Annotated in this window: 26 protein-coding genes; 5 read left to right on the top strand and 21 right to left on the bottom strand. The window is 66.7% G+C overall.

Annotated elements, in window-relative coordinates; all coding sequences use genetic code 11:
* From D5084_RS18460 to D5084_RS10410, 3 genes are all read left to right on the top strand, one after another.
* Positions 1 to 259: hypothetical protein (locus tag D5084_RS18460; protein ID WP_162302418.1), on the top strand; the 259-nt coding region annotated here is incomplete at its 5' end.
* A gap of 70 nt (positions 260 to 329) precedes the next feature.
* The gene (locus D5084_RS10415) at positions 330 to 3,125 is read left to right on the top strand and encodes an AAA family ATPase (RefSeq protein ID WP_202910053.1); all 2,796 of its coding nucleotides are present in this window, start codon (positions 330 to 332) and stop codon (positions 3,123 to 3,125) included.
* Positions 3,125 to 4,441 (top strand): McrC family protein, encoded by a 1,317-nt coding sequence (locus D5084_RS10410; protein ID WP_128515424.1) that lies wholly within the window; start codon positions 3,125 to 3,127, stop codon positions 4,439 to 4,441. Before D5084_RS10415 ends, D5084_RS10410 begins: the two co-directional genes overlap by 1 nt.
* Before the next feature lie 198 nt (positions 4,442 to 4,639).
* Here D5084_RS10410 and D5084_RS18865 read toward each other — a convergent pair whose 3' ends face one another.
* The 15 genes from D5084_RS18865 to D5084_RS10340 all read right to left on the bottom strand — a co-directional run bounded on the left by D5084_RS18865 (position 4,640) and on the right by D5084_RS10340 (position 19,881).
* Positions 4,640 to 4,768 (bottom strand): hypothetical protein, encoded by a 129-nt coding sequence (locus D5084_RS18865; RefSeq protein WP_274378888.1) that lies wholly within the window; start codon positions 4,766 to 4,768, stop codon positions 4,640 to 4,642.
* Positions 4,769 to 4,793: 25 nt separating this feature from the next.
* The gene (locus tag D5084_RS10400; RefSeq protein ID WP_128515423.1) at positions 4,794 to 5,039 is read right to left on the bottom strand and encodes a hypothetical protein; all 246 of its coding nucleotides are present in this window, start codon (positions 5,037 to 5,039) and stop codon (positions 4,794 to 4,796) included.
* Entirely contained in the window at positions 5,036 to 5,710 is a 675-nt protein-coding gene (locus D5084_RS10395) for a YcbK family protein (RefSeq protein WP_128515422.1), read from the bottom strand. Before D5084_RS10395 ends, D5084_RS10400 begins: the two co-directional genes overlap by 4 nt.
* Before the next feature lie 70 nt (positions 5,711 to 5,780).
* Positions 5,781 to 6,089 (bottom strand): hypothetical protein, encoded by a 309-nt coding sequence (locus tag D5084_RS10390; protein WP_128515421.1) that lies wholly within the window; start codon positions 6,087 to 6,089, stop codon positions 5,781 to 5,783.
* 33 nt (positions 6,090 to 6,122) lie between these two features.
* Positions 6,123 to 8,045 carry a DUF2793 domain-containing protein gene (locus D5084_RS10385; RefSeq protein ID WP_128515420.1) on the bottom strand — a complete coding sequence of 641 codons (1,923 nt, stop codon included), beginning with the start codon at positions 8,043 to 8,045 and terminating at the stop codon, positions 6,123 to 6,125.
* Between the two features lie 11 nt (positions 8,046 to 8,056).
* The gene (locus D5084_RS10380; protein WP_128515419.1) at positions 8,057 to 12,031 is read right to left on the bottom strand and encodes a baseplate multidomain protein megatron; all 3,975 of its coding nucleotides are present in this window, start codon (positions 12,029 to 12,031) and stop codon (positions 8,057 to 8,059) included.
* A 262-nt stretch (positions 12,032 to 12,293) separates the two neighbouring features.
* The gene (locus D5084_RS10375; protein ID WP_128515418.1) at positions 12,294 to 13,313 is read right to left on the bottom strand and encodes an IS110 family RNA-guided transposase; all 1,020 of its coding nucleotides are present in this window, start codon (positions 13,311 to 13,313) and stop codon (positions 12,294 to 12,296) included.
* A gap of 100 nt (positions 13,314 to 13,413) precedes the next feature.
* A complete protein-coding gene (locus tag D5084_RS10370) occupies positions 13,414 to 13,848 on the bottom strand; it encodes an NlpC/P60 family protein (protein WP_128515417.1) in 435 nt (144 codons plus the stop codon).
* The gene (locus D5084_RS10365; RefSeq protein ID WP_128515416.1) at positions 13,845 to 14,729 is read right to left on the bottom strand and encodes a phage/gene transfer agent baseplate hub protein; all 885 of its coding nucleotides are present in this window, start codon (positions 14,727 to 14,729) and stop codon (positions 13,845 to 13,847) included. Before D5084_RS10365 ends, D5084_RS10370 begins: the two co-directional genes overlap by 4 nt.
* Complete coding sequence (locus D5084_RS10360; RefSeq protein WP_128515415.1) at positions 14,726 to 15,352, bottom strand: DUF2460 domain-containing protein; 627 nt, start codon at positions 15,350 to 15,352, stop codon at positions 14,726 to 14,728. Before D5084_RS10360 ends, D5084_RS10365 begins: the two co-directional genes overlap by 4 nt.
* The gene (locus D5084_RS10355; protein ID WP_128515414.1) at positions 15,352 to 17,835 is read right to left on the bottom strand and encodes a phage tail tape measure C-terminal domain-containing protein; all 2,484 of its coding nucleotides are present in this window, start codon (positions 17,833 to 17,835) and stop codon (positions 15,352 to 15,354) included. Before D5084_RS10355 ends, D5084_RS10360 begins: the two co-directional genes overlap by 1 nt.
* Positions 17,828 to 17,974: a DUF7697 family protein gene (locus tag D5084_RS18860; protein ID WP_435532674.1), complete on the bottom strand. Its 147-nt coding sequence runs from the start codon at positions 17,972 to 17,974 to the stop codon at positions 17,828 to 17,830. The genes D5084_RS10355 and D5084_RS18860 overlap by 8 nt, the downstream gene beginning before the upstream one ends.
* An 83-nt stretch (positions 17,975 to 18,057) precedes the next feature.
* Entirely contained in the window at positions 18,058 to 18,495 is a 438-nt protein-coding gene (locus D5084_RS10350; protein WP_128515413.1) for a phage-derived protein YdaY family protein, read from the bottom strand.
* 2 nt (positions 18,496 to 18,497) lie between these two features.
* Positions 18,498 to 19,436, bottom strand: coding sequence for a phage tail tube protein (locus D5084_RS10345; protein WP_128515412.1), 939 nt, complete (start codon positions 19,434 to 19,436; stop codon positions 18,498 to 18,500).
* 22 nt (positions 19,437 to 19,458) lie between these two features.
* Positions 19,459 to 19,881 (bottom strand): acyl-CoA transferase, encoded by a 423-nt coding sequence (locus tag D5084_RS10340; protein WP_128515411.1) that lies wholly within the window; start codon positions 19,879 to 19,881, stop codon positions 19,459 to 19,461.
* Positions 19,882 to 20,059: 178 nt separating this feature from the next.
* On the opposite strand from D5084_RS10340, the gene D5084_RS10335 reads away from it, so the two are divergent.
* Positions 20,060 to 21,052 (top strand): IS5 family transposase, encoded by a 993-nt coding sequence (locus tag D5084_RS10335; RefSeq protein WP_128515410.1) that lies wholly within the window; start codon positions 20,060 to 20,062, stop codon positions 21,050 to 21,052.
* 127 nt (positions 21,053 to 21,179) lie between these two features.
* On the top strand, positions 21,180 to 21,545 hold the full coding sequence (locus tag D5084_RS10330; RefSeq protein ID WP_128515409.1) for a hypothetical protein: 366 nt from the start codon (positions 21,180 to 21,182) through the stop codon (positions 21,543 to 21,545).
* Between the two features lie 75 nt (positions 21,546 to 21,620).
* Here the strand turns inward: D5084_RS10330 and D5084_RS10325 are convergent, their stop codons facing one another.
* From D5084_RS10325 to D5084_RS10300, 6 genes are all read right to left on the bottom strand, one after another.
* Positions 21,621 to 22,265, bottom strand: a complete 645-nt coding sequence (locus D5084_RS10325) for a DUF6441 family protein (RefSeq protein ID WP_128515408.1) — start codon at positions 22,263 to 22,265, stop codon at positions 21,621 to 21,623.
* Positions 22,262 to 22,576, bottom strand: a complete 315-nt coding sequence (locus D5084_RS10320; RefSeq protein ID WP_128515407.1) for a head-tail joining protein — start codon at positions 22,574 to 22,576, stop codon at positions 22,262 to 22,264. Before D5084_RS10320 ends, D5084_RS10325 begins: the two co-directional genes overlap by 4 nt.
* Before the next feature lie 11 nt (positions 22,577 to 22,587).
* Positions 22,588 to 23,613, bottom strand: a complete 1,026-nt coding sequence (locus D5084_RS10315; protein WP_074556081.1) for a major capsid protein — start codon at positions 23,611 to 23,613, stop codon at positions 22,588 to 22,590.
* Between the two features lie 28 nt (positions 23,614 to 23,641).
* Complete coding sequence (locus tag D5084_RS10310; protein ID WP_128515406.1) at positions 23,642 to 24,022, bottom strand: head decoration protein; 381 nt, start codon at positions 24,020 to 24,022, stop codon at positions 23,642 to 23,644.
* Between the two features lie 74 nt (positions 24,023 to 24,096).
* Positions 24,097 to 25,407, bottom strand: coding sequence for a S49 family peptidase (locus tag D5084_RS10305; protein WP_128515425.1), 1,311 nt, complete (start codon positions 25,405 to 25,407; stop codon positions 24,097 to 24,099).
* Positions 25,407 to 26,912 carry a phage portal protein gene (locus tag D5084_RS10300; RefSeq protein WP_128515405.1) on the bottom strand — a complete coding sequence of 502 codons (1,506 nt, stop codon included), beginning with the start codon at positions 26,910 to 26,912 and terminating at the stop codon, positions 25,407 to 25,409. The genes D5084_RS10305 and D5084_RS10300 overlap by 1 nt, the downstream gene beginning before the upstream one ends.

The following is a 26,912-nucleotide window of genomic DNA, read 5'->3' as shown; positions in this document are numbered from 1 at the left end:
GGCTCATAACCTGAAGGCCGCAGGTTCAAATCCTGCCCCCGCAACCAAAAATACCAGTCCTATCAAAGACTTCAAAGCCGAGCATAACGCTCGGCTTTCGTCGTTTGCAGTCGACATCAACGCCACATCAACACCGCACCAGAAAAACCGCAGCGGCGCGCATAAGCCCGCATTGGCAGGCAACGGCGGGCAACTCGCAGTTGCGCGCGATTCCGGTTCCCGCCATCATCCACCCGTGGTTCTCTGGACGGTGAATTGACGACGAAGGATTTTGCCCTCGGCTTCCTGACCTCGGATCAGCACCTCTCAGGCAGATGGACGGGCATACGATGAAGCAGGACGAGTTCCGGAAGTGGTTGGTTGCGCAGGGGCAAACGGATGCGACCGCTTCGTCGCGCGTGAGCAGTGCCAAGCGCGTGGAGCAGTATCTGGGCGATCTGGATGAGTTGTTCGCGCAGGAGGATCGGGACAGCATCCTCAACCGGTTTGCCTATACGGCCGAGGATGAACGCGCGGAACGCCCCAATCCCTCGCCTGTTCCCATCGACGGTGTCTTGCGCACGGGTCTTGCCAGCCTCCAACAAGCCCTGAAACTGTACCATTCCTTCCTGACCGAACAATGCAATGTGCCCGACAAGTCAGAACACAAGGCATTGGTCGACCGCCTCACCCGCAAGGAAATCGACGCGGCGATGCAGGAGTGCGATCGGTTGGGCCTGAAGGCCTTCCTCGCCCGCGGTGGCTTTGCCAGCCCACAGGTCTGGGTCAGCGATGATGCCAAAGAGCAGTCCTATCCGGCGAAAGCGACGGTCGCAGCAGCCTTGGGGCATCTTCCCGATGGCCGCGCCCTCGCAGCGAAGGAGTTTTTCAACGGCTTCGGAGAGGCGCAATCCTTCGCCAAACTCGAGGCTCTTGGGTATGAGATCCTTCGCAAGGGTGCCAATGGCGGAGATGACGCCTTCTCTCGCGACCGGATCGAGGGTGCGATGGACGCCTACGACCAGTTCCGCACGTCTGGTGCCCATGCCGATGCGATCTCAAGCTTCGGCACGCCATCCGAGTATTGGGTGCGGTCGACCCGCCCACGCCAGGACAGGCGCTTTCCGACAAAGCCGATTGTCGGATACCTGCTGGCCAAAGCGTCAAATGCACTCACTGGCGGATGGAGTCAGCCACATGATGCGGCCGCACGTCTCCACGCGGCAGGCTACATTATTGTCGATCAAGACGACGAGCCTTTGCCGCTGCCGGAACAATACACCCACCTGATGCGCGGGGCAGACCGCGTGCGTTTGGTCGCACTCAATTACTACATCGCACCGGCCCGCGAAGCTGACATGTCTTCAGTGGCCATCCGTGCGCGGGACGTAGCTCGCGACATTTCCGAGCAAGATGCCTTTCCGACAATTTGCAGCGCCTTGGGTGGCAAGAAGTTCAAAGACATGGCGGGCTACTCAACGCTTCAGTCGACCACGCCCAATCCGTCCAGCACGACGACTTTCACATTCACCCTCGATACCGGGAACAAAGAGGGTAACGCGATGGCAGACTCAGAAACCGGCTCGCAGGACCAGCTTGCCTCGACGGCGGTCAAGACGACCAACCTGATCCTCTACGGACCTCCCGGCACCGGCAAGACTTACCAGACGGCGTGGGAGGCGGTTCGCCTCTGTCTGGGCGAGGACGTCGCCGCTGATCTCTCCGGCGATAGCAAACGTGATCGGTTGATGGCGGAATACCGGCGCTTGATGTCCGAGGGCCGGATCGAGTTCGTGACCTTCCACCAGTCGATGTCGTATGAGGAATTTGTCGAGGGATTGAGGCCGGAGACCGGCTCTCGGCAGCCGGACGCTCCGCCAGACGACATAGCCCACGCAAATGGTTTTCGTTTGAAAGACGAGCCCGGGATATTCAGGACCATCTGTGCTCGGGCGGAACGCGACTCCGGAGAGACATCTGACGCCAACCGGCTTGATCGGTCGCACCGGATCATACGACTTGGGCTTACCGGAGCAAATTGGCGCGAAAAATTCGAACGCGCCATTCGCGAAGAAGCCGTCGAATGGCCGCATGGCGGCGACGTAGACTGGTCGCCGCCAGAGTTCGACAGTTGGGACGCGATCAAGGCGAAGCGCCAGGAAGAGGAGCCCGCGATATTCGGCGCCCATCCGACTGTCTACGGGACCTGGTTGTTTCGTGGGGCAGAAGTAGGTGATTACGTGGCGCTCACCGTTGGAAAGGGCAAGATCGTCGCCGTCGGAAAATTAAAGGGCGACTACGAGTTCATGCCACGCGCTTCTGACCAGCCGACGCGACATCTGCGCAAGGTGGATTGGCTTTGGCACAGCATCGAAGGCGTGAACCGGGCCGGGATCTACGGCAAGGACTTCACCTCGTTCCATACCGCCTATCCATTGCTTGAAGATCAACTGGACTGGGAAGCGCTGGACGTGGTGATTTTCGGCCCGAAGGCTGTACCGCAACTTGACGTGGCGCGGCCCTTCGTCCTGATCATCGACGAAATCAACCGCGCCAACATCTCGAAAGTCTTCGGTGAACTGATCACGCTCCTTGAGCCGGACAAGCGCCTCGGGCGGCGCGACGAAATCCAGCTGACCTTGCCCTATTCGAAAAAGCGCTTCGGGGTGCCGCCCAACCTTCACATCATCGGCACCATGAACACGGCCGACCGCTCGATTGCGCTTCTGGACACCGCCCTGCGCCGCCGCTTCACCTTCAAGGAACTGATGCCGAACCCCGATCTCCTGCCTCCAAATATTGGTGGGATCAATCTGCAAAAGCTGCTGGCGACGATCAACGACCGCATCGAGTATCTCTTCGACCGCGAACACCAGATCGGGCACGCCTATTTCACCGGCTGCGCATCGCCCGAGGCCGTCGAGGATGTCATGCGGCACAAGGTCATTCCGCTCCTGTCCGAGTATTTCTACGAGGATTGGTCCAAGGTCGCCGCCGTTTTGGGCGATGGCCCGCAAGGCCCGTCCCGGTTTCTGGAGGCACGCCGCCTGAACGCGCCCCCTGGGCTTGCTGCCGAACATGTCCTCGACGAAAAACTGCGCTGGCGGGTGAAGGACCAGTTCGACTTTTCCGAGTTCGTGGCCTGATGCCCGCCTACTCTGTCCGCGAATGGGAGGCTGTGCCGCACGGCGATGGGGAAGGATGCATTCCGCCGCATCTTGCCCAGCGCCTTGTGGCACTTGCCAAGGCTTCCCCTTTCGCCGGGCGTGGCGGCGGTGGCGTGCTGGAGGATCGGCGCCATGACCTGCGAGCGCGTGGCGTGGTTGGCGTGTTGGCGGTGCCGGGCTGCACGCTGGAAATCCTGCCGAAGATCGACGTAGGTGAAAAAGAGGGCTCAGCGCAAGAGACGCGCGAGATCCGCAAGCGTCTTGTCCACATGCTCGCGGTGGCCCTGGACCTGAAAATCCAGACCGGGCGCATGACCGATCTCGACTGGCAGCGCGAAACGCTGCTGGAAATCCTGATCCGCATTTTTTGCGACAAGCTGACCGAGGCGGTTCGCCGGGGCATGCCGCGGCGCTATACCCTCCACGACGACGATCTGCCAACCTTGCGCGGATCGCTGGATATCCCGCGCCAGTTCACCCGCCATCTCGCAAACCCGGGCCGCCTCGCGTGCCGCTATGACGAGCTGTCCGAGGATATCGCCCTTAACCGCATCATGAAGGCGACCATCTCGCATCTGGCGGGCATGTCGCGCAACGCGGCGAACGTGCAGCGGTTGCGGGAGCTGGCCTTCGTCTATGCCGATGTGGCGGAGGTGCAGGTGCCCGCCCTGCGGTGGGACGACGTCGTCATCGACCGCACGAACAGCGCGTGGCAGGAACTCTTTGGAATGGCTCAGCTGTTCCTGCGCAACCGATACCAGACCACCAGCGCCGGATCGGGGCAGGGATCGGCACTGCTGTTCGAGATGAACGCCCTGTTCGAGGAGTACATCGGCCGTCTGGTGACGCGAGCACTTGCAGGGTCCGAATTCCGAGTGACGCTGCAGGGTGGCCGCCTGTTCTGTCTGACGTCGATTGAGGATGATCGGGCGGTGTTCCAGACCAAGCCCGACATCCTGATCTGGCGCGCTGGTCAGGTCGCCCATGTGATCGACACCAAGTGGAAACGGATTTCCGACCGGATCGACGATCCGAAGCAAGGGGTCTCCCAGGCGGATGTCTATCAGATGATGGCCTATGCCCACCTCTACAAGGCCCCGCGGCTGACGCTGCTTTATCCCCACCACGCTGGCCTCGGCGACGAGGAAGGGATCCGTGCGCGGTTCCGGGTGACGGGTCAGGAAACGCTGCTGGAAACGGCGAGCTTTGACATCTCCACCGGTACCGACCTGATGGACCGCATTCGTGGCCGGATCCTGACTGCCATCGGAGAAATGTCCCCCGCACTGCCGTAACGGCGAATGGCACACCCTCGCAGGTGCACAATTGTGCCCATCGCGGCACCGGACTGGAATGACCGCATCTGCCATCATCGACCAGCAGCGCCCCCCTGCCGCTCGTTGACACCGTGAATTTATCGTCCGGGCCGGGCAATGCGCTGCGGTCGAGGCGTCTGGCGCTTGTCGCGTGGGGGGCCTTGTCCGGCCCGGATTTCAACTGCACGCCCGCGCTTGATCGCGCAACACGGCGTAGTCGCTGAGCATCCGGACGACGACGGCCCCTTCCGGTAACGCCTCGACCTCGTCGGCCGCGCGGGCCTGCTCGGCGCTGGAGTACTCCACCACAGACGGGCAAGGTGCGCGGGTCTCAGAAGCGTCCATCGCGCAGCCGCTCAGCCAGAGCATGGCGATCATGAGGGCGGCGGGCGGCGGCGTCGAGCATCTGGCGGTGGATGGCATCATTTCTCTCACTGGCATCAAGCCGTTCGGCCGCGCGCCCAGCGCGTTCACCGGCACAGCGCAGGTTCATCAGGAACAGCAGGATCGCTGCTGCGGTGAGGATGAGGCCCAGCGCTTTTCGCGCCGGGCCATGGGTCAGAAGCCAGCTGATCACCGCTGGCCCCGTTCCCAGTCATCGAGCCGGGCGTGGATGGTGACCGCGATGCCGATCAGCGCGATGGCGATCAGAACCCAGCGCAGGCTGTCGAGGTATGGCACCAGCGGCTGGATCGTGGACTGGGTTTCCGCAAGAACGTCCCGCAGCACTTCCACCCCGGCCGCGCCCACGGTGGCTGCCCCAGCCGCGCCGCCACCGCGCAGGGTGCGGCTTTCCGACAGGACTTCGCGCGCGGGCGGCAGTTCCGGCGCGAAGGGTACGGCCCGCGCCGGGAAGGGATCGCCCCAGGATCGGGCAGGCCCGAGGTCGATGTGCATGAAGCCCGACCGGGTGTAATAGCCGAAGCCGAGGAACCCGACTGCCCGCGCCGCCGCCTCGAAGGCCGCTGGATCGTGGTTCGCCATGGCTATGTCGAAAGCGGTGGCCTGCATGTGTTTCGAGGCAGGGGCCCCGCCCACGGCACGGTTGTGTTCCGGGCTGCGGTAGGCTGAGCGGATGATCAGCGGCTTGCCCAGCCGGTCGCGCAGGGCTTGCAGCTTGTCCATGGCTTCCGTGTTGATCTTTATCGCGCCGGTGCCGCGGCAAGCGATCTCGGCGGCCGAGAAGTTCGGCCAGCGCCATGTGTTGGCGGGCACATCGCGCCAGTGGGGGTAGGACAGGGTCGGCATGGTGGATCCTCCAGATGAAAAAACCCGCCTCTGGGGCGGGTAGGGTGTCGGTTGCCAAGGGTCAGGAAATTCAGTCGGATCGGCCGCGCTGGAAGGCGTCGAAGAGCATGTCGCGCATCGAGCGGATGTCCGTCTCGATCCGGTCGAGGCGGTCGCCATCGGCCTTGCGATCCTCGCTGCGCTGACGGTCGATCCGGTCCCGGTCGGCGATCAGTTCCCGGTCGAGGCGATCCAGCAGGGCCTCGTTGGTGAAGGCCTTCCTCGTGATCGCCGCGATCAGGGTCATGGTGCCGCCGATCAGGGCGGTCAGCGCGGCGGTGATCCCGTGGTCCCGAAAGGCCCGCGCGACCTCCCCGGCAAGAGTGGTCTGGTCGTTCATGACGGTCCTTTCATTGCCGCAGGCTGCGGTTGGTCAGAAATCAGTTTCGAGGTAGACACCGGCGCAGTCGTAGGCGACGGCGGCGGCGGTCGCGCCGGTGTTCAGGAACAGCCGCGGCGACAGGAATTGCGTCGCGGCGGGCAGGTCTGCGGTGATCTCCTGCTCGAAGACCGCGGCAGACACCTCGTCAACGACGCGCACCCAGACGGAACTGCCGTTCGGTGGGGCGGCGATGAACAGGGTCAGCACGCCGCCCGTCGCGATGGCAAAGCTCGCCCCCATGTCGGTCAGGGTCGGTGCGCCGGTCCCGTCGTTCGCGACCAGTTGCCAGCGGGTGTGCGTCCCGCGCTGGAAACCGATGCCGATGCAGTTGATGGCTGCGGCCAGCGTCAGGGTGGTGGCCAGCGCGGCGGTCGAGCCATAGAGGCCGAAGAACCCCATCCCGGTCGCCTGCAGCGTTGTCAGCGAAATCCGCGTGACGAAGGTCCAGCCGCCGAGGCTCGCCGCGTTGCCGCGCCAACAGGCCCAGCCTGCGGATCGCTGGTCGGCGACCGAGTCCACGACGGCCGCCGAGGTCAGGCGCCAGCGGCGCATCGAGGCGGCAAGGTTCGTCGCGGCCAGGGTGGGGTGCGACACGGTCCCGACCGAAGTGATCGGCAGGCCCTCGGTCGTGATCGTGGTGCTGACGGAGGGAGACCAGTTGGCGATGCGGTTCACCCCGAAATGGGGTTGGAGCGGGAAATCCCGTCCAGAGGGGCGCATGACGTCGATCCACGGTGCGCCTGCGCGGTTGCGCGCATAGAGGGCGGCCTTGCCTGCGGGCGGCGGCGATGGCGCTGCGGCCAGACCTGGCAAGACCGTGGGCTGCGGCAGTTCTACCTGACCGCTGGTGCGGTCGATCCTGATCGCGTCGAAAAAGGCCGAGCCATCCGGGCTGACCTTGAAGCTGAAATCGTCATTCCCGAGCAACCCGATAAGGGCGCGGGCCGAGAAGCCGGTCTTGAAGGCGAAGGCCGCGTCGTTCCCGGCAGCGGCCTTGTTTACTGTGGCTTCGATCCCGGCCCCGGCGTTGTTCAGCAGAACTGCCGGTGTGTTCACCGACAGACGGTTGTAGCTGTCGGCCGTGGCCCCGCCGAGGCCCAGGAGTTGCGCCGTCAGGTTCGCCTGCGGCATGCCGACCTGTGTGACGGCATTGGCGAAGGTGACGGTGGGCGTATTGATGACGGTCGTGCCGCCCGCCCCGGCGGTGGCCGAGCCGATGTTCACGACGGTGGTCGATCCGGACGCGCCGCCGGTGCCGATGTTCACCGTCTTGGTCACGCCCGTCGTCGTGGCCCCGGTCCCCATGCCATAGGTGGCGGTCCCGGTTGCCGTCCCGATGGTCGCTGTGGCCCCGGACGTCGTCACCGTTCCCGAGGCGGTTAGCGTGCCGGAGAAGGTCTTGTTGCCGGTGAAGGTCTGGGTGCCTGCGAGGATTGCCAGTTCGGAGGAGGTATTGGGCAGGGTGAAGCTGCGCGTGGTCCCGGCGCTGATGCCTGCCAGCGAGAAAGTGGCCTTCTTCGTCGGGTCTGCATCGTTCACCAGGCTGAACACGGCGTCCGAGACGTCGCGCGGCTCGCCCACGACCTCCCAGGCCGAACCGGTCCAGACGAGGAAGATGCCCTCCGCCGCGACCCACACCAGCCAGCCGGTCCGGGGAACCAGCCGGATCCACGCGCCGTCGACCCAGAAGGCGATGTTCAGATCCCACCCGGCCCAGAGTCCGCTCGCGCCGGTGGCCACAAGAAGGCGGTTGCCGTCGGTGGGGCTGGCCGGGGGCGCGGTGCGCGTGCGGTCCAGGACCGAGAGCTGCACCATGGCATCGAGCAGGCGCAGCGCCTCGTTGTGCGTGACATGCTTCTGGGCTTGGGCAGCCAGGAGGTAAGGCAGGCCCAGGTGGGTCGTGGTGTCGGACATCGGAAATCCCGTCAGAACTGGAGGGTCACGGAAGCGGGCGTGCCGCGGCCGAGGCGGTTCGAAAGCTGGTAGATGCGGATGGCCAGCGTCTGGGCGGGTCCGAGCAGAGCGCCCCAATCAGCGGTCTGCTGTGCGGCGGTGTAGAGAACGGAGGTCGTGCTGCTGGTCAGTGTGCGCTTGATCGCAGCGCCGTCGAGGATCCGCACCTCGTAGGCCTCGACATCTTCTGCCAGCGGCACCTCGACCTGCTCCCAGGCATCCGCGACCAGCGCGCGGGAACGCCGCGTCCAGCGGATGGCGAGATCGCCGGGACTGCGTGCCGTTCGCCATGGCTGTTCGACATGGACCGGCGCGAAGGGGACAAGGCCCCGCCCGGTCGGGACGAAGCCCAGCGCGGCATAGCTTGCGTCACTGACCGCCCGCGCGGCCGGGCCGACCCGCCAGTTCCACGGCAGGCCGAGGTCGGCCTCGGCGATTGGCAGTGAGGCCAACGTCGTATCCAGTACAACGACCCGCGCACCAGCAGGGGCCGGATTGCCCATGGCATGTTCCGTTCCGCGCTGGCCGCGCAGGAGGCGGGTCAGCCGGTATCGGCCGGGTCCGATCAGTTCGGCCGCGCCCGCCTGGACGATCTCCCAGACCCCGGCCCCGGACTCGACAGCCAGTGCATTGGCCCCGCTGAACAGCGCGACGTCCGTCACGCTTTCCATCGTTCCGGACAGCAGATCGACCACCAGCGCGTTACCCAGATCGAAGCGCGAGGTCGGCCCCGGAAAGAAGTCGAACGTCAGCGTGCCGATCCGCGCCCGACTGCCGAAGGTGGTCAGAAGGCTGAACCCATCCGTGGACGCGCTGCGGAAGACGGCGATCTCGCCCGGCCAGGGGCTGGCATGGGCGGCGATCAGGGGGCGATGGGCGGGCTGGTCCTCGCTGATCTGCGGCAGGTCCAGCATCACCACCTCGGGGGTGCCGAAGACGACGGGGCTCGCGAGCGAGGCCGGTCGAGGATCGCCAGGCGGCAGGTCGTAGGCGGCGCGGTCCTGACGCACCGCCTCGATCCCGCGCGCTTCTGCATCGGCCACCGAGACGAGACGGAATTCTACCTCGCGGCTGTCATGCGCCAGCCGGATCACGTCGGCTGGATCGAGGGCAAGGCGCGAGGGCGGCAGACGGAAGGTCGCGCTCTCGCGTCCGATCCACGCCTCCATCAGCGCGCGGCGGCACCGGCGTTCGGCTTCCTCGGGTGGGATCGCCATCGGGAAGCTTTCCGAGGCGATGCGCGTCGCGTCGACGGTGATGCGGCGGGCTTCGACGAGGGCCGCGTCGTAATCCTCATCCGCCCGCGCGACCTGCCACTTCAGCGCCTGCGGCAGCTCGGTCTCCTGCGCCCGGGTCAGCTCGAACGCCTCGCCTTCCCGGCTGGAGACCAGATCATCCACCGTAAGTGTGAGGCTCGATGCCCGCCCGCGCATGACGAAGCGGATCATGCCCTCGGTCTCTATGGCATCGAACCCGAAATGCCGTGCCAGCGTGGAAATCGACGCGCGGGGGCTTTCCAGCGCGCCGATCACATAGCCCTCGACCGCGCCCCAGAGGCCTGAGACGTCGATCAGGCTTTCCGCCAGCCCGGCGCGCAGGCAGAGGTGACGCACCAGCGCGGCGAGCGATACCGCACCCAGCCGTCCGGTCAGCCAGTGCCCGAGCCGCCAGTTCGGACCATCCGTCCAGACCCCGGTCAGTTCGGGAAAGAACGGATAGGGCCGAGCATCCCAGGTCCAGGCGGCGCATTCGGGGACGTGGACCATCCGGCCGCCGTAGACGGACGACGTCGGGTTGTTCGCGGCATCGCCCCACCAGAGATAGCTGGCCTCGAGGTAGGCACGCTGGATCGCGTCATCGCGCCAGCCGCGGGAGAACCAGGGCGTGAAGCTTTCGGACGACTTCGGGTCGAAGAAGACGTTCGGCTGGTTCGTGCCCCTATCGATGGCGGGGCAGCCGAGTTCCGTGAACCAGACCGGCTTCGACTGCGGCACCCATGCGGTGGGCGTGCCGCTCTCGACCCCGCCCGGCCGGTTGAAATGCGGGTTCGACCACCAAGCCCGCAGATCCTTGTAGCGGAAGACCCATGGTTTACCCGCGCTGCCATCGGTGATCGGGGTGCGCAGTTGCGCCGACCGGTCGGCAGCGCTGGCATAGAACCAATCGAAGCCCTCGCCGCCTGCGATGTTGGCCTGCAGGTAGGCCCGGTCATGGATGCCGGGCCAGCCCTCGAGGGCATCGGCATGGTCGAAACCGTCGCGCCAGTCCGACAGCGGCATGTAATTGTCGATGCCGATGAAGTCGAAGTTGGCGTCCGACCAGAGCGGGTCGAGGTGAAAGAACACGTCGCCACTGCCGTCGCCGGGCTGGTGGCCGAAATATTCCGACCAGTCCGAGGCGTAACCGACCTTGGTGCCCGGCCCGAGGATCGACTTCACATCCGCCGCCAGCGCCTTGAACGCGGTCACGGCCGGATAGGAACTGGCGCTGGAGCGGATCGTGGTCAGCCCGCGCATCTCGGTCCCGATCAGGAAGGCATCGACCCCGCCCGCCACCGCGCAGAGATGGGCGTAGTGCAGGATCATCCGGCGCAGGCCCCAGTCGCCCGAGGGGCCGGTCCAGCTGACGCTGTCGCCCGACACCGAGAACTGCGCCGGAGTGGCCGCGCCGAAGAAGCTGGAGACCTGCGTCGCCGCTGCGGCGGTCTTTTCCGTTGTCCCGGTATAACACGGCGCAGGCGAACAGGTGATCCGCCCGCGCCAGGGGAAGCTGGGCTGGCCGGGAGTAGCGGCGTTGTTCGAATAGGGGTTCGGCAGCGTGTTGCCGGGCGGCACGTCCATCAGCAGAAAGGGATAGAAGGTCACCCGCAGGCCGCGCGCCTTCATCTCGCGGATGGCCTGCACCACCGCGAAGTCGGCAGGCGTGCCGCCGTAGACCGGGCGGTCCTCGGCGTCACGGCTGACGAGATGCGCATTGGCCCGAGCAACCCCGTTGACCGTCCAGGTCTTGGGGCTCGTGACCTTCGTCGCCACCTCGACGCCGGGCTTGATCGTGCAGTTCCCCGCGCGCAGGTCATTGCCGAACCAGGCGACGACCAGGCTGACGCTCTCGACGGCCGGGGCCATGGCTTGCAGCCGGTCGAGGGCCACGACGATATCGGCCTCATCCGGCAGCGCGTTCAGGTTCTCGACAGAGGTCGAGCCGCCGAAGCCGCCCGCGCTCTTGCGGATCGTCTCCGTCGCATAGGTGAACTCGCCAGAGGCGGGGATCATGGTGACGGCCTTGACCAGCCCTTCAGCGGTGTCGGGATCCGCGAGCGGCCGGAAGACTTCAAAAGACAGCTGCGGCAGGCGGTTGCCGTAGGTTGCCAGCGGCAATTCCTCAAAGACGACATAGGCCGTCCCGCGATAGGCCGGCGTGTTCGCCGCCCCCATCTTCGCGGAGATGAACGGATCAGCCGCCTGCGCCTCGTTCCCCGGATACCAGCGCCATGTGATGCCGGTCATGTCGAGCGGCTTGCCGTCGGCCCAGATGCGCCCGATCCCGGTGATCGGGCCTTCGCACAGCGCCACGGCGAAGCTGGCATAGTAGAGATACTCGGTCGTCCGGACCTTGGGTCCGCCACCGCCCTTGCCGCCACCCTGCGTGGTGGTCCTGGTCTGTTCACGGAAGTCGGTGGCCCAGACGATGTTGCCGCCGATCCGCATGCGACCAAAGAGGCGCGGAATGATCGCTCCCTCCGTCGCTGACGTGATCCGAAGACTGTCGAGACGCTGGCCCTCGATCTTCTGCGCGGGGGCCAGCGAGGAGACGATCCAGCTGTCGACGACCGACCCCACGGTCGAGCCGATGAAGCCACCGATGGCGGCCCCGGAGTAGCCGAGGATCGCGCCGCCAAAGGCCCCGCCGATGGCAGAACCGACGGCGCCGAGGACAAGGGTGGCCATGTGTGGATGGCTCCGTTTTTGCAAGGGTGATTTTCGGGTGACCGTGATCGCTGCGGATTGCGGTCATGTGTTCGGCCTGTTGGCGCGGTGCTGCATGACCGCTGGCCCTGATGAAGTCCGCGACGCGAAGGTCCCAATCATGGAATCGAGCTGTAACGCCCGGGCTACGACTGCGGGGTGTCCTTGCGGCGGGTCCTCTGGATCATCATCACCTTCATTGCCCTCGCAAATCAAGCGGCCCGTCTTCAGGCCGCAAACCGGCTCAGCCCATAGCGGGCCTGCGATAGTCTTCGCCGCGCGCCATGACGGCCCAGGCGATGCGGGCGGTCTTGTTGGCGATCGCCACCGTGACAAGGCGGGTCGGCTTTTTCTCCAGCAATCTGCGGATCCAGATCGCGGTCGGCCCCGCGGCATTCGTGATGCGCCGGATCACGGAGGTCGCCCCGTTCACCAGCAGCGTTCGCAGGTAGGGATCGCCCATCTTCGAGATGCGGCCCAGCCGCTCCTTGCCGCCCGACGAGTTCTGTTTCGGCACGAGCCCGAGGAAAGCTGCAAACTGCCGACCCGAGCGGAACAGCGTTGCATCGGGGATCGACGCCGCCATGGCCGTGGCGGTCAGCACCCCGACACCGGGAATGGTCTGCAGCCGCTGGCTCAGCGCGCTCTGGCGGTGCCAGGCCAGAAGCTGGGCTTCCAGCGACTTGATCTCCTCGCTCAGCGCGGCCAGCTGATCGGCAAAGCCCAGAAGGGCAACGCGCGCCACCTCGGGCAGATCATGCTCTCCGTTCCGCAGCGCAATGGCAAGTTGGGCCAGGTGGAATGGCCCCTTGGGGGCGATGATGCCGAATTCCGCCAGATGGCTGCGAAGCGCGTTCAGCATCATCGTGCGTTGACGCGACAACAGCTTGCGGGTTCGATGAAGCACCAGCACGCCTTGTTGTTCGGCGGATTTCACCGGCACGAAATGCATGCTGGGCCGCGTGACCGCCTCGCAAATCGCCGCCGCATCGGCCATGTCGTTCTTCTGGCGTTTCACGTAGGGCTTCACATAGGCGGGAGGGATGAGCCGCACATCATGCCCGAGCGCCAGGATTTCCCGCGCCCAGTAATGCGAGGTGCCGCAGGCTTCCATGCCTACCAGGCAGCGCGGCAAACTGGCCATGAACTCCAGCACCTGGTTGCGCCGCAGCCGCTTGCGCAGGACGACCCTGCCGCCAGCATCGGTGCCATGCAGCTGAAATACCGACTTGGCCAGATCAATCCCGAGTGTTGTAATCTCCATGTGGATGGCTCCCGTTCCTTTGTTGGTCGATGACACTACCAGCATGGCACATTGCGATGCCGTTGGGGGGAGGAGCCATCCACACCATCATGGGAAAATCTCAGCGTGCGGGGAACAGGAAGGCGAAGGCGATGCGGCGTCGCCATGCGGTCGTCAGCGGTTCCTCGATCACGCCGAGGCGTTCATAGGCATGGAGGAAGGTGTCAGGTCCGGTGAGGATGCCCACATGCTTCGCGATGGCGCGCGGCATCATGCGGAAGAGGACCAGCGCGCCGGGTCGGGCATCGGCGGGTGCGATTTCCGGCATCACCGCCCGCGCCCCGTCAGCCAGAACTTCGCGCGGGCCGGTCTCACCCCAGTCCCGGCTGTAGGGCGGGATCGGGAATAGTTCCGGGCCCACGACCTCGCGCCAGACGCCTCGCGCGAGACCGAGGCAATCGCAGCCGCCCCCGCGCAGGCTCGCCTGGTCGTGGTAGGGCGTGCCTAGCCAGGACCGCGCAACGGCGATGACGCGCGCGGGATCCGCGGTCTTCACAGCACCGCCCCCTCGTGGCCGCCATCTCTGGTGGCATAGCGCAGCACCGCATCCTGACCAGGGATGTGCGGGAAGCCCCGGAAGTTGGCGACATTGGCGAACTTCGCACCGCAAGTCGCGATCCGCTTGTCGCAGCCCGCCCGGACCACGAAAGCATCCGCCGCCGTGATTGGTCGTACTGGCGCCTCCAGCAGGGTCAGGATGGCGACGCCGTCGACGAGGTCATGCGACAGCACCTCGACACGCCGCCCGGCGTTCGCACCGGTCGACCATTCGACGAGGCCGAAGGCGAACCAGCCCGCCGCGAAGCTGGCGAGTCCGGAGGCCGTGAAGGCCCGGTCGCGCAGTACATCGACCACCGCGCCGGTGCCCTTGAATGCCGGGGCCTCGAGGTTCACCCCGCAGCGCGGATCGCCCAGCGCAGCATCGCAACTGGCCTGGAACGTGCGCCCGACCGTCTGGCCAAGGACATGGGCCAACGACCGGACCTCCGCCACGAAGGCCTGCCGCCCGCGCCGGATCTGGCCGATGGCCCCGCGGCGCAGGAGAACGCGTTGTGACGGGCTCGCCCAGTTCACCCGCCAGACCTCGACCGCCGCGTTGTCCCAGCGACCATCGAGGATGTCTGTCTCGGTGATCCGGTCTGATGACAGCACGCCTTGCGCGTCCTGCGCGTCGACGGACAGGTCGGAGCCCGAGCGCACCTCGGACGCTGTCAGCCCGCTTTCCGGCTCGAACTCGGTGCCATCGAAGGTGAGTGTCCGGTCGTGGTCGGTGAAGCCGAAACTGACCCCATCGGCGCGGGCGATCCGCCAGCACCATGCGAGGGTCGTCGTGCCCTCGTCGAGGTGCGCCTGCAGCGCGGGGTTCAGGGACTTCATGTGCGGATTTCCAGGAGGGGGATCGAGGTGATTGACCCGAGTCGTTCGAGATCGAGGGTGACGTCGAGGGTGTCAGTGTCGAAGCGGACAGGGACGTCGAATTCGAAGCCTGCGGTGATGGCCACGCCAGCGGCCGGGGCCGTGGCGAAGGTGACGAGGCCGGTAGTGGCGGCAACGGACCAGCCGGAGGGCTGCGGCGCGCCGTTCAGGGCGATGGTGACGGAACCGGCGACGGGCTTGGTGATGGTTCGCGTCCAGGACTGCGCACTCGAGGTGTAGCGCTTGGTCAGCTGGAACAGGGTGGCCGAGCCGTTGCCGGTGCCGATGGGCTGATCGGTCGGGCCCGGCGTCTGCGATGGCAGGCAGGACTTGAAGTCTGCCCAGTCCTTGAAGCGGAAGCCATGCAGGCGGCCGTTCCTCGCCTCGAAGAACGCCACGACCGCCGCCAGATCGTCGGCGCGGCGGATGCCGTAGGCGACTTCGTAGCGGCGGCGGGAGTTGGCCCAGCTGGCGTTGCGTTCTTCGGCCCCGCTTGCCAGTTCGACGATCTGGGTGCGCCGCTCGGGGCCGCCCCGCGCTCCGCGGCTGATGTTGTCCGGAAACCGGACCTCGTGGAAGGCCATTACATGCCCCTTTGACCCAGCGAGACAGCGCGGGCGATGTCGCTCGCGACCTGCGTCCGCGACTGGCGAAAGCTTTCGGCGTCGCGGGCGTTGATCGTGACATTGACGGTCGAGGCGCCCGCCTGGCCGTACCCTGCTGCCTCGCGCCGGGAGAGGACCCGCTCGCCGCGCTGGAGGATCGCGGGCACCTCGTCCGGGCGCAGCCCGGCCCAGCCGCTTCCTCCGGGCTTACGCGGCCCCACTGGGGCCACGGTCCCTCCGGAATGCATGAGCGGGGCATTGGCGAAGGCCAGCGCCGGGACCATCCGGCCGGGACCAGGGGCGCCAACCATCCCGCCCGAGTGCAGGATGTTGGCGAGAATCCCACCCGCGCCGCCCAGCGCGCCGGAAAGGGCATTGGCGATGGGGCCAAGGATGAAACGACGGGCGGCGAGCTTCGCCAGATCGGCGATCATCGACGTGACCAGGTCGCGGAAGTCGAGTTTGCCGGTCTTCACGAAGTCACCGATGGCGTTCTCGGCGCTCTGGAAGGCGCCCACGAGTGCGCTGCCAATGTCCCCGCCGATGTCGCGCGCCTTCGCGGCGTAGTCGGCGAGTGCGGCGGTGACGGCTTGCCAGCCGGAGAGGGCCGTGTCCGCGCCTTCGGCGGCAGCCGCCCCGGCGTCGCGCGCGGCACCGCCTGCGCCCTCGGCGGCGGTGGCGGTGTCGTTCAGCCCCGTGGTCAAGGCATCGGCCGAGGCGGCGGCATCTGCCAGCGCGGTCTCTGCCTCGGTCCCCGTGCCGGTGACGGCATCCTTCAGGGCCTGCCAGCTGGCGAGTGGCCGACCGGCCGCATCTGCGAGCATGCCTGCCGCTCCGCGGTACCCGTCGGCCCGAGCGAGGGCGTCATCGGCCATCGCGCCGAGACCGAGATCGGGCGGGTCGAGGTAGGTGCGGGACAGCGCAGCCGAAAAGGCATTCGCCGCGGCAGCACCGGCAGCGGTCGCGGCACCCTCGAAGGGGTTGCCGATGCGGCCGAGTTCCACCGGGTCGAGGATACCGATCCGCACCCCGCCTTCGCCGGTCGCCCATTCGGGCAGCAGCGCGAGGGCGGCGTTCAGCGTCTCGATGAAGCTGTTGATCCGGGTGACGACGCCGTTCAGCATCGCCTCGACGCCGGAGATCAGACCGTTCGCGGCCTGGAAGGCGAAATTGCCGATGGCACCGGGCAGGCTGCCCCAGATTGCGACCGCCGCGTCATACGCCCCCTGGAAGATCGCCGCCGTCCGATCACCGAAGCTGACCACCCCCGCGATGGTGCCCTCGAGAGCCGAGAGACCGGCCGCCTTCAGCCCCTCCCATCCGGCCGCCATGCGGGCGAGGGCCGCGTCAAGCGCAAGACCGATGCGGGACCAGACCTCGCGGGCCAGATCGCCCAGCAGGCGGAAGGCCTCGCCCACCCCGCCGACCCGGGTGACGAGTTGCGAGAACTGATAGACCAGCTCGCCCGCCCCGACGATCAGCGCGCCGATGCCGGTGCGGATCAGGGCACCGCGGAGGAAGACCAGCGCCGTCGCGAGGCCGCGCACCGACAAGGCTGCGGCCGCCATTCCCGCCACCCAGCGCCCGACCATGACGGTGGCGAAGGTTGCGGCATAGGTGGCCATCCGCCCGAGGTTGTCGAAGAGCGCGGTGATCGCCTGCCCGATGGGGCCGGTCGCGCGTGCCATGTCGGCGAGCTTCGTGGCGATGGTTTCCAGCGCCGGGGCGACGGCCACGGTCAGGCGGTTCACGAGGCCGGTCCAGATCAGGCTGAGCCTCGCGATGGCGTCGCCCGTCCGCTCGATCTGCGCCGCATCCGCAGCGCTGACCGCCACCCCGAAGTCCTGCACATCGCGGGCAGCATCGCGCAGCGTGGCGCTGTCGATCCGCAGGAAGGCCAGCGCCGCGCGGTCGCCGAAGAGGTCGGAGGCAACTGCGGCACGTTCCGCCTCGGGCACGAGGCGGTTCAGCGCGTCCTGGATCGCGACGATGCGCTGGTCGAGCGGCAGCGCCTGCAGTTCCGCCGCCGTCAGGTTCAGCCGCCGGAGCGCGCCGACCGCCGCGCCCGAACCGCTGGCGGCCTCCGACAGGCGTGTCGTCAGCTTCTTCGTCGCCTGCTCGATCTCGCCCATCGAAACGCCCGCAAGCTCTCCAGCCCAGGTCAGGGTCTGGATGCTCTCGACAGTGGTGCGCATCGACTGCGCGAGCTTCGCCTGCGCGTCGATGTTCGCGAGGCCCGAGCGCACCATCGTCACCCCGGCCGCCGCCGCAGCCGCCGAGACCGCCGCCAGCGCGATCCCGGCCCGGTGCGCGAAACTGGCGAGGCGCGTGTTGGCCAGTTCCATCTCCGAGGACAGGCGGCCGAAGCCACGGGCCCCGGCATCACCTACCCCCTCCAGTTCAGCGCGCACGCGACGTCCGCCCTCCGCCACGAGGCGGACGGAGACCTTCTTCTCACCCATTCCGGCGTCCTTCCATCTGCTCGTTCAGTTTGCGCACCATCACTTCCTCGATCTCGGGCAGCAGTTCGGCGGCGATCAACGGCGCAATGCCCAGCGCCTGCGCCAGCGCGAGGGCGGCCCCCATGTCCCATCCGATCACCGCCCCCGGCGCGATGCGCAGTTGGCCGCCAAGACGCTGGGTGAGGTCCCAGACCTGCCAGCCTTCGACTGTCTGCGGCCGGTTCAGTCTTGCGGGGCAGTCGGGGCAGGGGCCCGTGCAGGCCGCGCAGTAGCCGTCGCCCCCGCCGAAGGACCAGTCGGCAAGGGCGCGGAGGCGTTTTTTTCCGCGTCCAGCATCAGGCCGCGGGCGACGTATTGTGCCTGGAAGGCTTCGAAGACGGGCCAGATTTCGAGGAGGGCATCGATCCCGGCCGGGCTGACCGGCACGAGGTTGCCTGCCTCGTCACCGACCCCCTCCCATTCCAGCACCGCGCGGCGCGCGACTGCCTTGGCCATCGCGAGGGCCATGTCCTCCTGGCTGGAGGTTTCCGACAGGCCGTCGATGGCCGGGTCGGCGCGGGCCGAGACCATCAGGGCGGTGGTCAGAGGGGCCACCAGAACGCGCAGGCCGGGCAGCAGGTCCAGCCATTCGGGCCGGTTCGACAGGTTCAGTCGGATCATGATCAGTATCCCGTGACAGTGTTGACGAGGACGGCGGTGCACATGCGGGCGGGGCTGGTGGCCTTGGCGGCCTGCCAGTCGAAGGTAGCCTGAATGCCTTGGGGCCCGGGGATCTCGATCCGCGGGACGGGCAGGTAGACGGCATGGGCGGTGAAGGTGAAGCTGGCATTCGCCCCGAGGCTGTAGGCGAACTCAAGCTCGCAGGGCGTACCGTCGATGGCTTGGGTGACGAGGGCAGAGTCCGCGAAACGGACTTCGATCCGGCCGGTCAGCGCCGCCATGCCGGGATCGGCACCCTCGATCTTGCCGTCATTGCGGATGGTCTCGATCCGGTCGAGGCCGTTGGCATAGGTGATCTCGGCCGAGACGACGTTCCCCAAGGCCGTGCCGTTGCGTTTGACCACCCCGTTGAAATGGCCGAAGCGCTGCAGGCCCAGCGCGGTCGGCGTGCCCGCGGCCGTGGTGGCAGCGATGGCCTCACCTTGCGCGATCAGCCGGGCGGTGGCGGTCAGCAGGCCGGAGCGGTTCATCTGCCAGGACAGTTGGTCCATCACGCAGCCTGCATACATCGCGAACCGCGGCACCTCGGGCATGGCCACTTCGATGGCCATCGAGGGCAGGGTCCAGTTCCCCGATTGGAAGGTATGGGTCTTGGGCGTGGTGCCTGTCGTTGTGGGGGCACCGAAGGCGGCCTTGAGCCAAAAACCGAAGGCCTCGACGTCGATCGGCACCACCACCTCGCCATCGGCGGTGACAGCGTCCTTGATGGGTACCAGGGGATCGCGGCCGTAACCGAGAAGCTCCGAATTCAGCAGCGGCTGTTCCGCGCCGAGCGTGGTCCGGGCGAAGGGCATCAGCCGATAGCCGCTGGCGGGCGGGATTCCGTAAACCGTCTCGAACGCAAGCGCCATCTGCGCCCGCGCGCCGTGTGCGCGTGCCATGGGGGTCTCCTATATGGGGTTGTCAGGCCAAGGGGCCGGTGGTGGTGTAGTGCAGGGCGACGGTGATCACCGCTGCCTTCAAGGCCGCCCCGCCCTCGACGGGCAGGTCGACCGAGGCCGGGGCCTCGGCTTCGACCCAGTCGCAGAGGCCGCCCAGCGTCCGGTCGGTTTCCAGCGCCGTGCCGATGGCGGCGACCAGGTCATCGAAGGCGCTTGCCCGGCCGGTACCCGCCTGGACGACGACCTCCAGTTCGGCCCGGTGCTGGAAATGATAGCGCAGCGGCGACAGCGTCACCTCCGGCTCGCCCGGCTGGCCATCGCGCAGGATGATCAGCCCGGCCGCCGGGATCCGCTCTGGCAGCACCTCGTCACGCAGGGTGAGGGCGGCAAGCGGCTGCAGCCGCGCGTGCAGCGCGGCGAGGACGGTTTCGCGGGTGGTGGGCATTTGATGTCCAATGGGCGTTTGGTGGATTGAGGTCTTTGCGGACAAGAAGTCCGTTTACGCTCGCCGCGTGAAGGCCACGTTGCAAGGAAGGGATGCAAGACTTAGGGAGCGTCTGAAAAACCTCCCTGTTTCCGCCTGATCTGATAGACTTGGGCATCCTTTCAAGGAGCCCCACCAGATGCCGAAACAGCCCGCCTTTCCCGGTCTTCGGGACGCGATGAAGAAGAAGCAGACGCGGCGCGAGCTGTTCCTGTCGGAGATGGATGCGGTGGTTCCCTGGGGTCGGCTTCTGGCGCTGATCGCGCCGCATTATCCCAAGGCTGGGCCGAAGGGTGGCCGCCCGCCGATGCCGCTGGAGACGATGCTGCGGGTCTACTTCCTGCAGAACTGGTATGCGCTGAGCGACCCGATGGCAGAAGAGACCCTGTATGACAGCGAAGCAATGCGCCGCTTTGCCGGGATCGAGTTGGGCGATGACCGGATCCCGGACGAGACCACCATCCTGAACTTCCGCCACCTGCTGGAGCGGCACGGGCTGACCGAGGCGATCTTTGCGGACGTGAACGCGCATCTGGCCGACAAGGGCATCACCCTGCGCTCGGGCACCCTGGTGGATGTGAGCGGGCGAACGCCATCGGTCCGAGAGAGCCCGCGCAAGATCATCGACGCGCCGTCGTCGACCAAGAACAAGGCGGGCGCCCGCGATCCGGAGATGTCGTCCACGAAGAAGGGCAACACGTGGTACTTCGGCATGAAGGCGCATGTCGGCGTCGATGCCGAAAGCGGCGTGACCCACAGTCTCGAGACCTCGACCGCCAGGGTCCATGACAGTCGGATTTGGGACGAGCTGCTGCATGGAGAGGAGACCTCGGTCTGGGCCGACAAGGGCTATGTCAACGCCGAGCGGGAGGCCGCGTTCAGCGACGATGGCAAGGTCTGGGGCGTGATGCGCAAGGCGCCGAAGGGCGGCAAGCTCCACCCCGAGGACGAGAAGATCAACCGCATCATCGCCATGGTCAGAGCCCGCGTCGAGCACCCGTTCCGCATCCTCAAGCGGCAGTTCGGCTACGTGAAGACCCGCTACCGGGGACTGGCCAAGAACCGCGCCCAGCTCTTCACGCTGTTCGCCCTCGGCAACCTGTTCCTGGTCCGAAGGCGGCTGCTGGCATGAGGACGAGTCTGTCCGGAATTTGCCAAACCGCCGATACGGTGGCCGAGAAACCGCGAAATGGACCGCCAACGACCCGTGCCCGGGTCTCCGAAGCGATCAAGCAACAATCTCGGCGCAGCCCACCGCGTTGATCAGACTTTCCCCAGATACTGAGCTCATGTATTGGAATTATCTTATTGAGGTGCCGACAAGAGAGATTGCCAATCCTTGCATTGGGTTAATGCGCTTTAGGACCGATTATTTTCCTATTGCGCTGATCTATGATCATCTGGTTGTGTTCCCGTCTCCAAAGCTGCCATATCCGTCCAGCACGTCGCCGATGCAATTGTCTAAGAAGGTGATGAGTTTCTCCGACCAAATAGCCTCAAGGTATCAGCATCGTTGCGTTGGCCCAGCCGTGCTGATCTGCGATGGGCAGGAGATCGTCAATCCTGATCTGATCCAGAACGCAACTATCCCTCCGCAATACAGTTGGGTTGATCGTTGGGACTGATACGCCCCCGAACTACCGCTGTAACTTGGTTGTCTGGCTCGTGCTGCCGCCGCGATATCGATGTTGTATCCGTCCCTATCGCAGAAGTCCGCTTCCTTTCTCCTCTACCCACCCCGCCACGATCCGCCCCGGCACGCCGTCGATGGCCCGCTCCGCATCCCGCGCAAGATCGAGCCGCTTGCGCAGCTTGACCTGCGGTACCAGCAGGAAGATCGGCGCTGTGGTCAGCCCGCGACCGGTTTTAGCTCGTGACGCAACCGCATGTCCCTTGCTGTTCAGCCGCCCCTCGGCCACCAGCAAGCTCGGACCGCGGCGGCGGTAGATGAAGCGCAGCCGCAGCCCTGTACGGCGTTCCCAGTCGCCGGGGGTGATACGCCCGCCGCGGGTGGATTTGCCCGCGGCCGGGGTGGGGATGGCCAGCCAGAACCCGTTGCGCGACCGGATCATCGGCCCCGCGTCATGCGCGCCGACGATCACCGGGGCGTTCGACCAGACCAGCGCCGCGGCGTTCAGGCTCTCACTGCCCTTGGGATAGGTTGCGAGGCGGATCGAGTTTCCAAGCCGGGTGCCAAGGCTCGCGCCGGTGATCTGGCCGCGCCAGGCAGATTTGAGGCCCATGCCCGCCTCGCGCATGGCGGTGGTGACGGCCTTCTCGCCCGCGGCGATTTCGGCCTGCAGCAGGGCTGCAAGGTCGGGGCTGATTTCCAGCTTCAGCCTCATGCGGGCCTCAGGTCCAGCGTCCAGATCAGCCGTTCCCGGTCGCGCAGCGGTTCCCCCTGGATGACATGGCTGTCCGCGCCGATGACGATCACGTCGCCCGGGCGCGGGGTGGGCAGGTCGGCGACGCGCACATCCACCACCGTCGTGTCGCTAACGAAGCGCCCCGCGTCGAAGTCGGTCACGCGATCCGGGGCGTGGCGGATGATGCGGATCGGGCGTTCCTCGGATGTGGTGGCCGAGATCCAGAGGGCCGGGGCCGCCATGGAGGCATCGGTGAAGATGCGGTCCATGGCGGCAGCAAAGACGGACATGGGTGCGTCCGTCAGTTCGACGTGTGCAGGCGGATCGCCAGCCGCGGCCGCTTGTTCACCGGCAGGATCGAGGCCTCGGTCATGACGTCGATCCAGCGGCCTTTCTCGTCCAGATGCTGGCGGGCGTAGAGAGGCAGGCCGATGGTGTTGGCGGTTTCCAGCAGGTTCGCCGGGCCGCCATAGGTTGTGAAGGTGTCCATCGTGCCGAGCGGGAAGGCGATGCCCTCGTTCGCCGGAACCAGCCGTTCGGTGGCCTTGGTCGAGAGGGTGACGGTACCGGAGTATTCCTCGAACAGGATCCCGCCGAAGGGGAAGTTCCGCCGCACATCCTCGCGCAGGGGCTGGGCGCCGGTAGAGGCATAGAACTTGTAGGCCTCTTCCGTCTTGGGATGGGCGATCAGCTTGTCGAAGAACTCGCGGCTGACGAGGGCATGGACGCTGGTCATGGCCTCGCCCAGCAGGTTGTCCTCGATGGCGCGCAGCACCTCACGGACCTTGCCCTGCACGTTCGTGCCTGCGGTGCCGAGGACGAAGTCGACGGAGATTTGCGCCAGGCCGAACTCGGTGAAGTAGTTGTAGAGCGTCGTGCCCGCGCCATCCTTCACGATGCCGCGGAGCGCGTTCATCTCCATGTATTCCCGGGTCTGGGCATGTTTGCGCCGCATGAGGAGGAGCTTGCGGTTCATCACCTCGACGAGGGGATCGGCCGCATCGAACGCGCCGCCCAGCGCGGGCTGTCCCTGGATGTCGGCAGGCAGGACCACGTCGTCATGCGGGATCCACGGCAGGGCGAAGCTGCGCATGGACCGGCCTTCACGGGTGCCGACGGTGGCGGGGCCGCCGAGGGGGACGGAGGGCAGGAGGCTGAGGACGCCCTCGTATTGCTCGATGATGACCGAGCGCTGGCTGACCCCTTCGAAGCGGAAGAGGCCGATCTGGGCGAGGCGGGTGTAGAGGTTGGGCAGGATGTTGATGGCCTGCGTCATCTCGGCCAGCGAATAGCCGCCAGCGTCGAAGGGATTGCGGACGAGGGTCATGGGGGATGCTCCGGGGGAATGAGGGGGATCAGACGCTGTCGCGCGCGACGATGCCTGCGGCGGCCAGCTGGCCGATCTTGGTGGTGATCTTTGCCCCGTCATCGACAGTGGCGTCGTAGGCGAGACCCGCGCGCGAGACGATGACCGGGCCGCGGGCCACGACGATGCCGGTGGCATCGGCCAACGTCGCATCGACGGCATAGAGCAGGACGGCCGAGGCGATCTGTGCGCCATCGGTGCCGCTGCTGGTCGCGAGCTTGTATTTGCCGCTGGCCGTGATGCGGCCAAGGACGGCGCCGACGGGATAGGGCGTGCCCGCGAGCAGCGTCACCACCTCGCGGGTGTAGTTCGGGTTGACCTCATATTTGAGGACATCGCCCATGCTGGGCGGTTCCGTCAGGACGGGCATGGTTCAGTCTCCACGGTGTTCGGGGGATGGGGTGCGCTGTTCGATGGCGCGCGCGGCAGTGATCGGTGCCGGGATCAGCGCGAGGCGGCGGCCGATTTCTTCGCGGCTGCCACGATGTGGCTTTCCTTCGCGCCCACGGCCGGGGCGGTGGCGATGATGCCCGCGGCGTCGCTTCGGGCAGCTAGATCGGCCAGGACCTTGGCGCGCAGCGCTTCCGGCTTCACGCCCTTGGCGACCGCATCGGCGGCGTCGATCTGGATGCCGAGGCGCGCGGCCTGCGCGCAGACCTGCGCGACCTCAGCCGCCTCGGCCCGGATCGCTTCGGGCGACATGGCGGCCGCCGTGGTTTGCGGCGGTGCGATTGCCGTGGGCGCGGCCGGTTCCGGCGCAGGACTGATGGCAGGCGCGGCCGAGGGCTGCGCATGATCTTCGGGGGCGGTGGTCATCATCGGGCCCTTTCCTCTGGGGGTGGATGTGCCGCGGGGTGCGGCGGCGAAAGCGCGGAAGGCGGTGACCGGATCGGCCACCTCGTCGGCAAGACCGGCGAAGACCGCCGCCTCCCCGCGGAACACGGCGGCCTCGGTGCCCAGTGCCTGGCTTGTGTCGAGGCGGCGGCCGCGCCCTTCGGCGACGGTCTCGGCGAAGAGCTGGCGCAGGTCTTCCAATTCGCCCTCGATCCGGTCGCGGACCGCCTCGGGCAGGGGCTGGTAAGGGTTCGCATCGACCTTGCGGGCGCCTGCGTGGATCAGCGTCACTGCGATGCCCTTCTGGTCGAGCGCCCCGCTCATGTCGCTGTGCATGGCCACGACGCCGATGCTGCCAACGGCGCCGGTGCGGGGCAGGATGATCCGGTCGGCCTGGGAGGCCAGCGCATAGGCGGCCGAGAGGGCGTGATCGGCGACGAAAGCCTGCACGGGTTTGACCTGACGCGCCGCGCGGATGCGGTCAGCCAGGTCGAAGGCACCGGCCACCTCGCCACCGAAGCTGTCGATGTCGAGCGCGATGCCGCGGATGGCGGGGTCGGCCAGCGCCGCCTGCAACTGCGCCGCGATCCTCTCATAGGAGGTCAGGCCGGAGGATTGCCCGATCCACGCCCCGCGATGGACGAGCGTGCCCGCGATCTCGATGACAGCGATGCCGTCCACGACGGCGAAGGGCAGGCCACCGTTTCGCGCCTGGCGTTTGGTCAGGTCGTCGCCGAAGAGAGAGCCGCGGGAAGGGAGGTTGGCGGCATCCCGATCTTCGGCCGAGATTTCCAAACCTTCGATGCTGACTTCCCGCCCAACGATCCGAGGGCCAAGCCCGGTCAGGAAGGCCAGCGCTTTGGCGGGATCGACCATCAGGGGCGTGTTGAAGACGCGCTGGGCGATCTGGGTGTGGTGCATCATCCTTCCTCCGCAGGCCGGGGTTCCCGGTCCTCGACATCGTCATTCTCGCGCTGGTCCTCATCGTCAGGGTCCGTTTCGCCGCCCTGATCCTCGCTGCCGCGGCCTGCCGCCTGCGCGGGCGATCCCGGCCGCCGGAAGTCGAGACCCAGTTCGGCCTCGCGTCTGCGTTCTGCGGCGATTTCGCGGTCGACCTGCTCGGCGTCGTAGCCGCGTTCGGCGATGGCTTGCGTGCGGGATTTCAGGCCCGCCTCGATCTGCAGGATCTCGGCCGCGGCATCCTTGGCCGGGTCGATCCAGTCCCATTTCGTGGGGAGCCAGTCGCAGGCGAGGTATTGGCGCCGGTCGGTGGCATAGCCCGGCAAGTCCATTGCATCCGCCAGCACCGCCATGTCCATCCAGCGCGCCCAGACGGCGCGGCAGAGCTGATAGACCATCACGGAATACTGGAAGGCCGAGATGCGGCGGCGGAAGTCGACGAGGGCGATCCGGGTGTTCGAGAAGTTCCCCTTCGCGGTATCGCCCGTCAGATAGCCATAGGGCACGCCCAGCGCCGCGCCGATCTGCAAGAGAGTCCGGTACTGGAACGGCTCGTAGGTGCTGCCAGAGTCCGGCGTCGAAGGCGTGGTCACGTCTTCGCCGGGATCCAGCCGCACCACCTGGCCGGGTTCGACCTCCAGATCCTCTTCGGCCGGATCGAGGGCGGTTTCCGGGGCGGGCGAGGTGATGAACATGGCGAACATCGCCGCTGTCTTTTTCCGCTCCAGTTCGGCGTCGTCGTAGAGGTCCAGCGTGAACAGCTTCACCACGGCCGCGGCAAAGCGCGACACGCCGCGCAGCTGGCCCGCCTCGACCGGGTCAAGGATGTGGATCACCTCCGAGGCCGGAACCCGGACGGTTTCCCCGGCCATCCCCGGATCGGTCATGTCGCCCGGATGGCGGCGCAGGAAGTGATAGGCCACGCGGCGGCCGATCCCGTCGAACTCGATGCCCTGCCGGATCGATCCCGCGCCGGGCAGGACGCGGGTCATGTCCTTTGGCAGCATTTCCGAGGGCAGCATCTGCAGCTGCATCGGCACCGTCAGACCATCTTCGGCACGCCGTGCGCGGATGCGCAGGAAGACCTCACCCGCCAGAAACACCTCCCGCGCAGCCCGGCGCTGCAGGCCGAAGAAGTCGGTCAGCCCCTCGGCATCGGCTTCGTCGGTCCAGGCAAGCCAGAGCTTCTGCAATTCCTCCTTCTTTGCTCCATCCACGATCTTCGACGAGGGCTTGATGCCGTCGCCGACGACATGATTCGCAAAGGCATCGACAGCGTTCGCCGCATAGCCGTTGTTCCTGACCAGCCAGCGGGCGCGGGCCGTGATGGTCTCGCCGGAGGCGGCGATCAGCGTGTTCACATGCGCCCGGGTGGCGCGGAAGCCGCGCATGCGGCGGTGCGACTGCGCGGCGTCGAACCCGCCGATGATGGACCCGAGCCGCGCGCGGAAGGCGTCGAAGACCAT

Origin of the sequence: Tabrizicola thermarum, from assembly GCF_003574395.1 — a bacterium.
GTDB classification, from domain to species: domain Bacteria; phylum Pseudomonadota; class Alphaproteobacteria; order Rhodobacterales; family Rhodobacteraceae; genus Tabrizicola; species Tabrizicola thermarum.
Note: the sequence above shows the minus strand (reverse complement) of the source record. Positions and strands in the feature narration are given on the sequence as shown.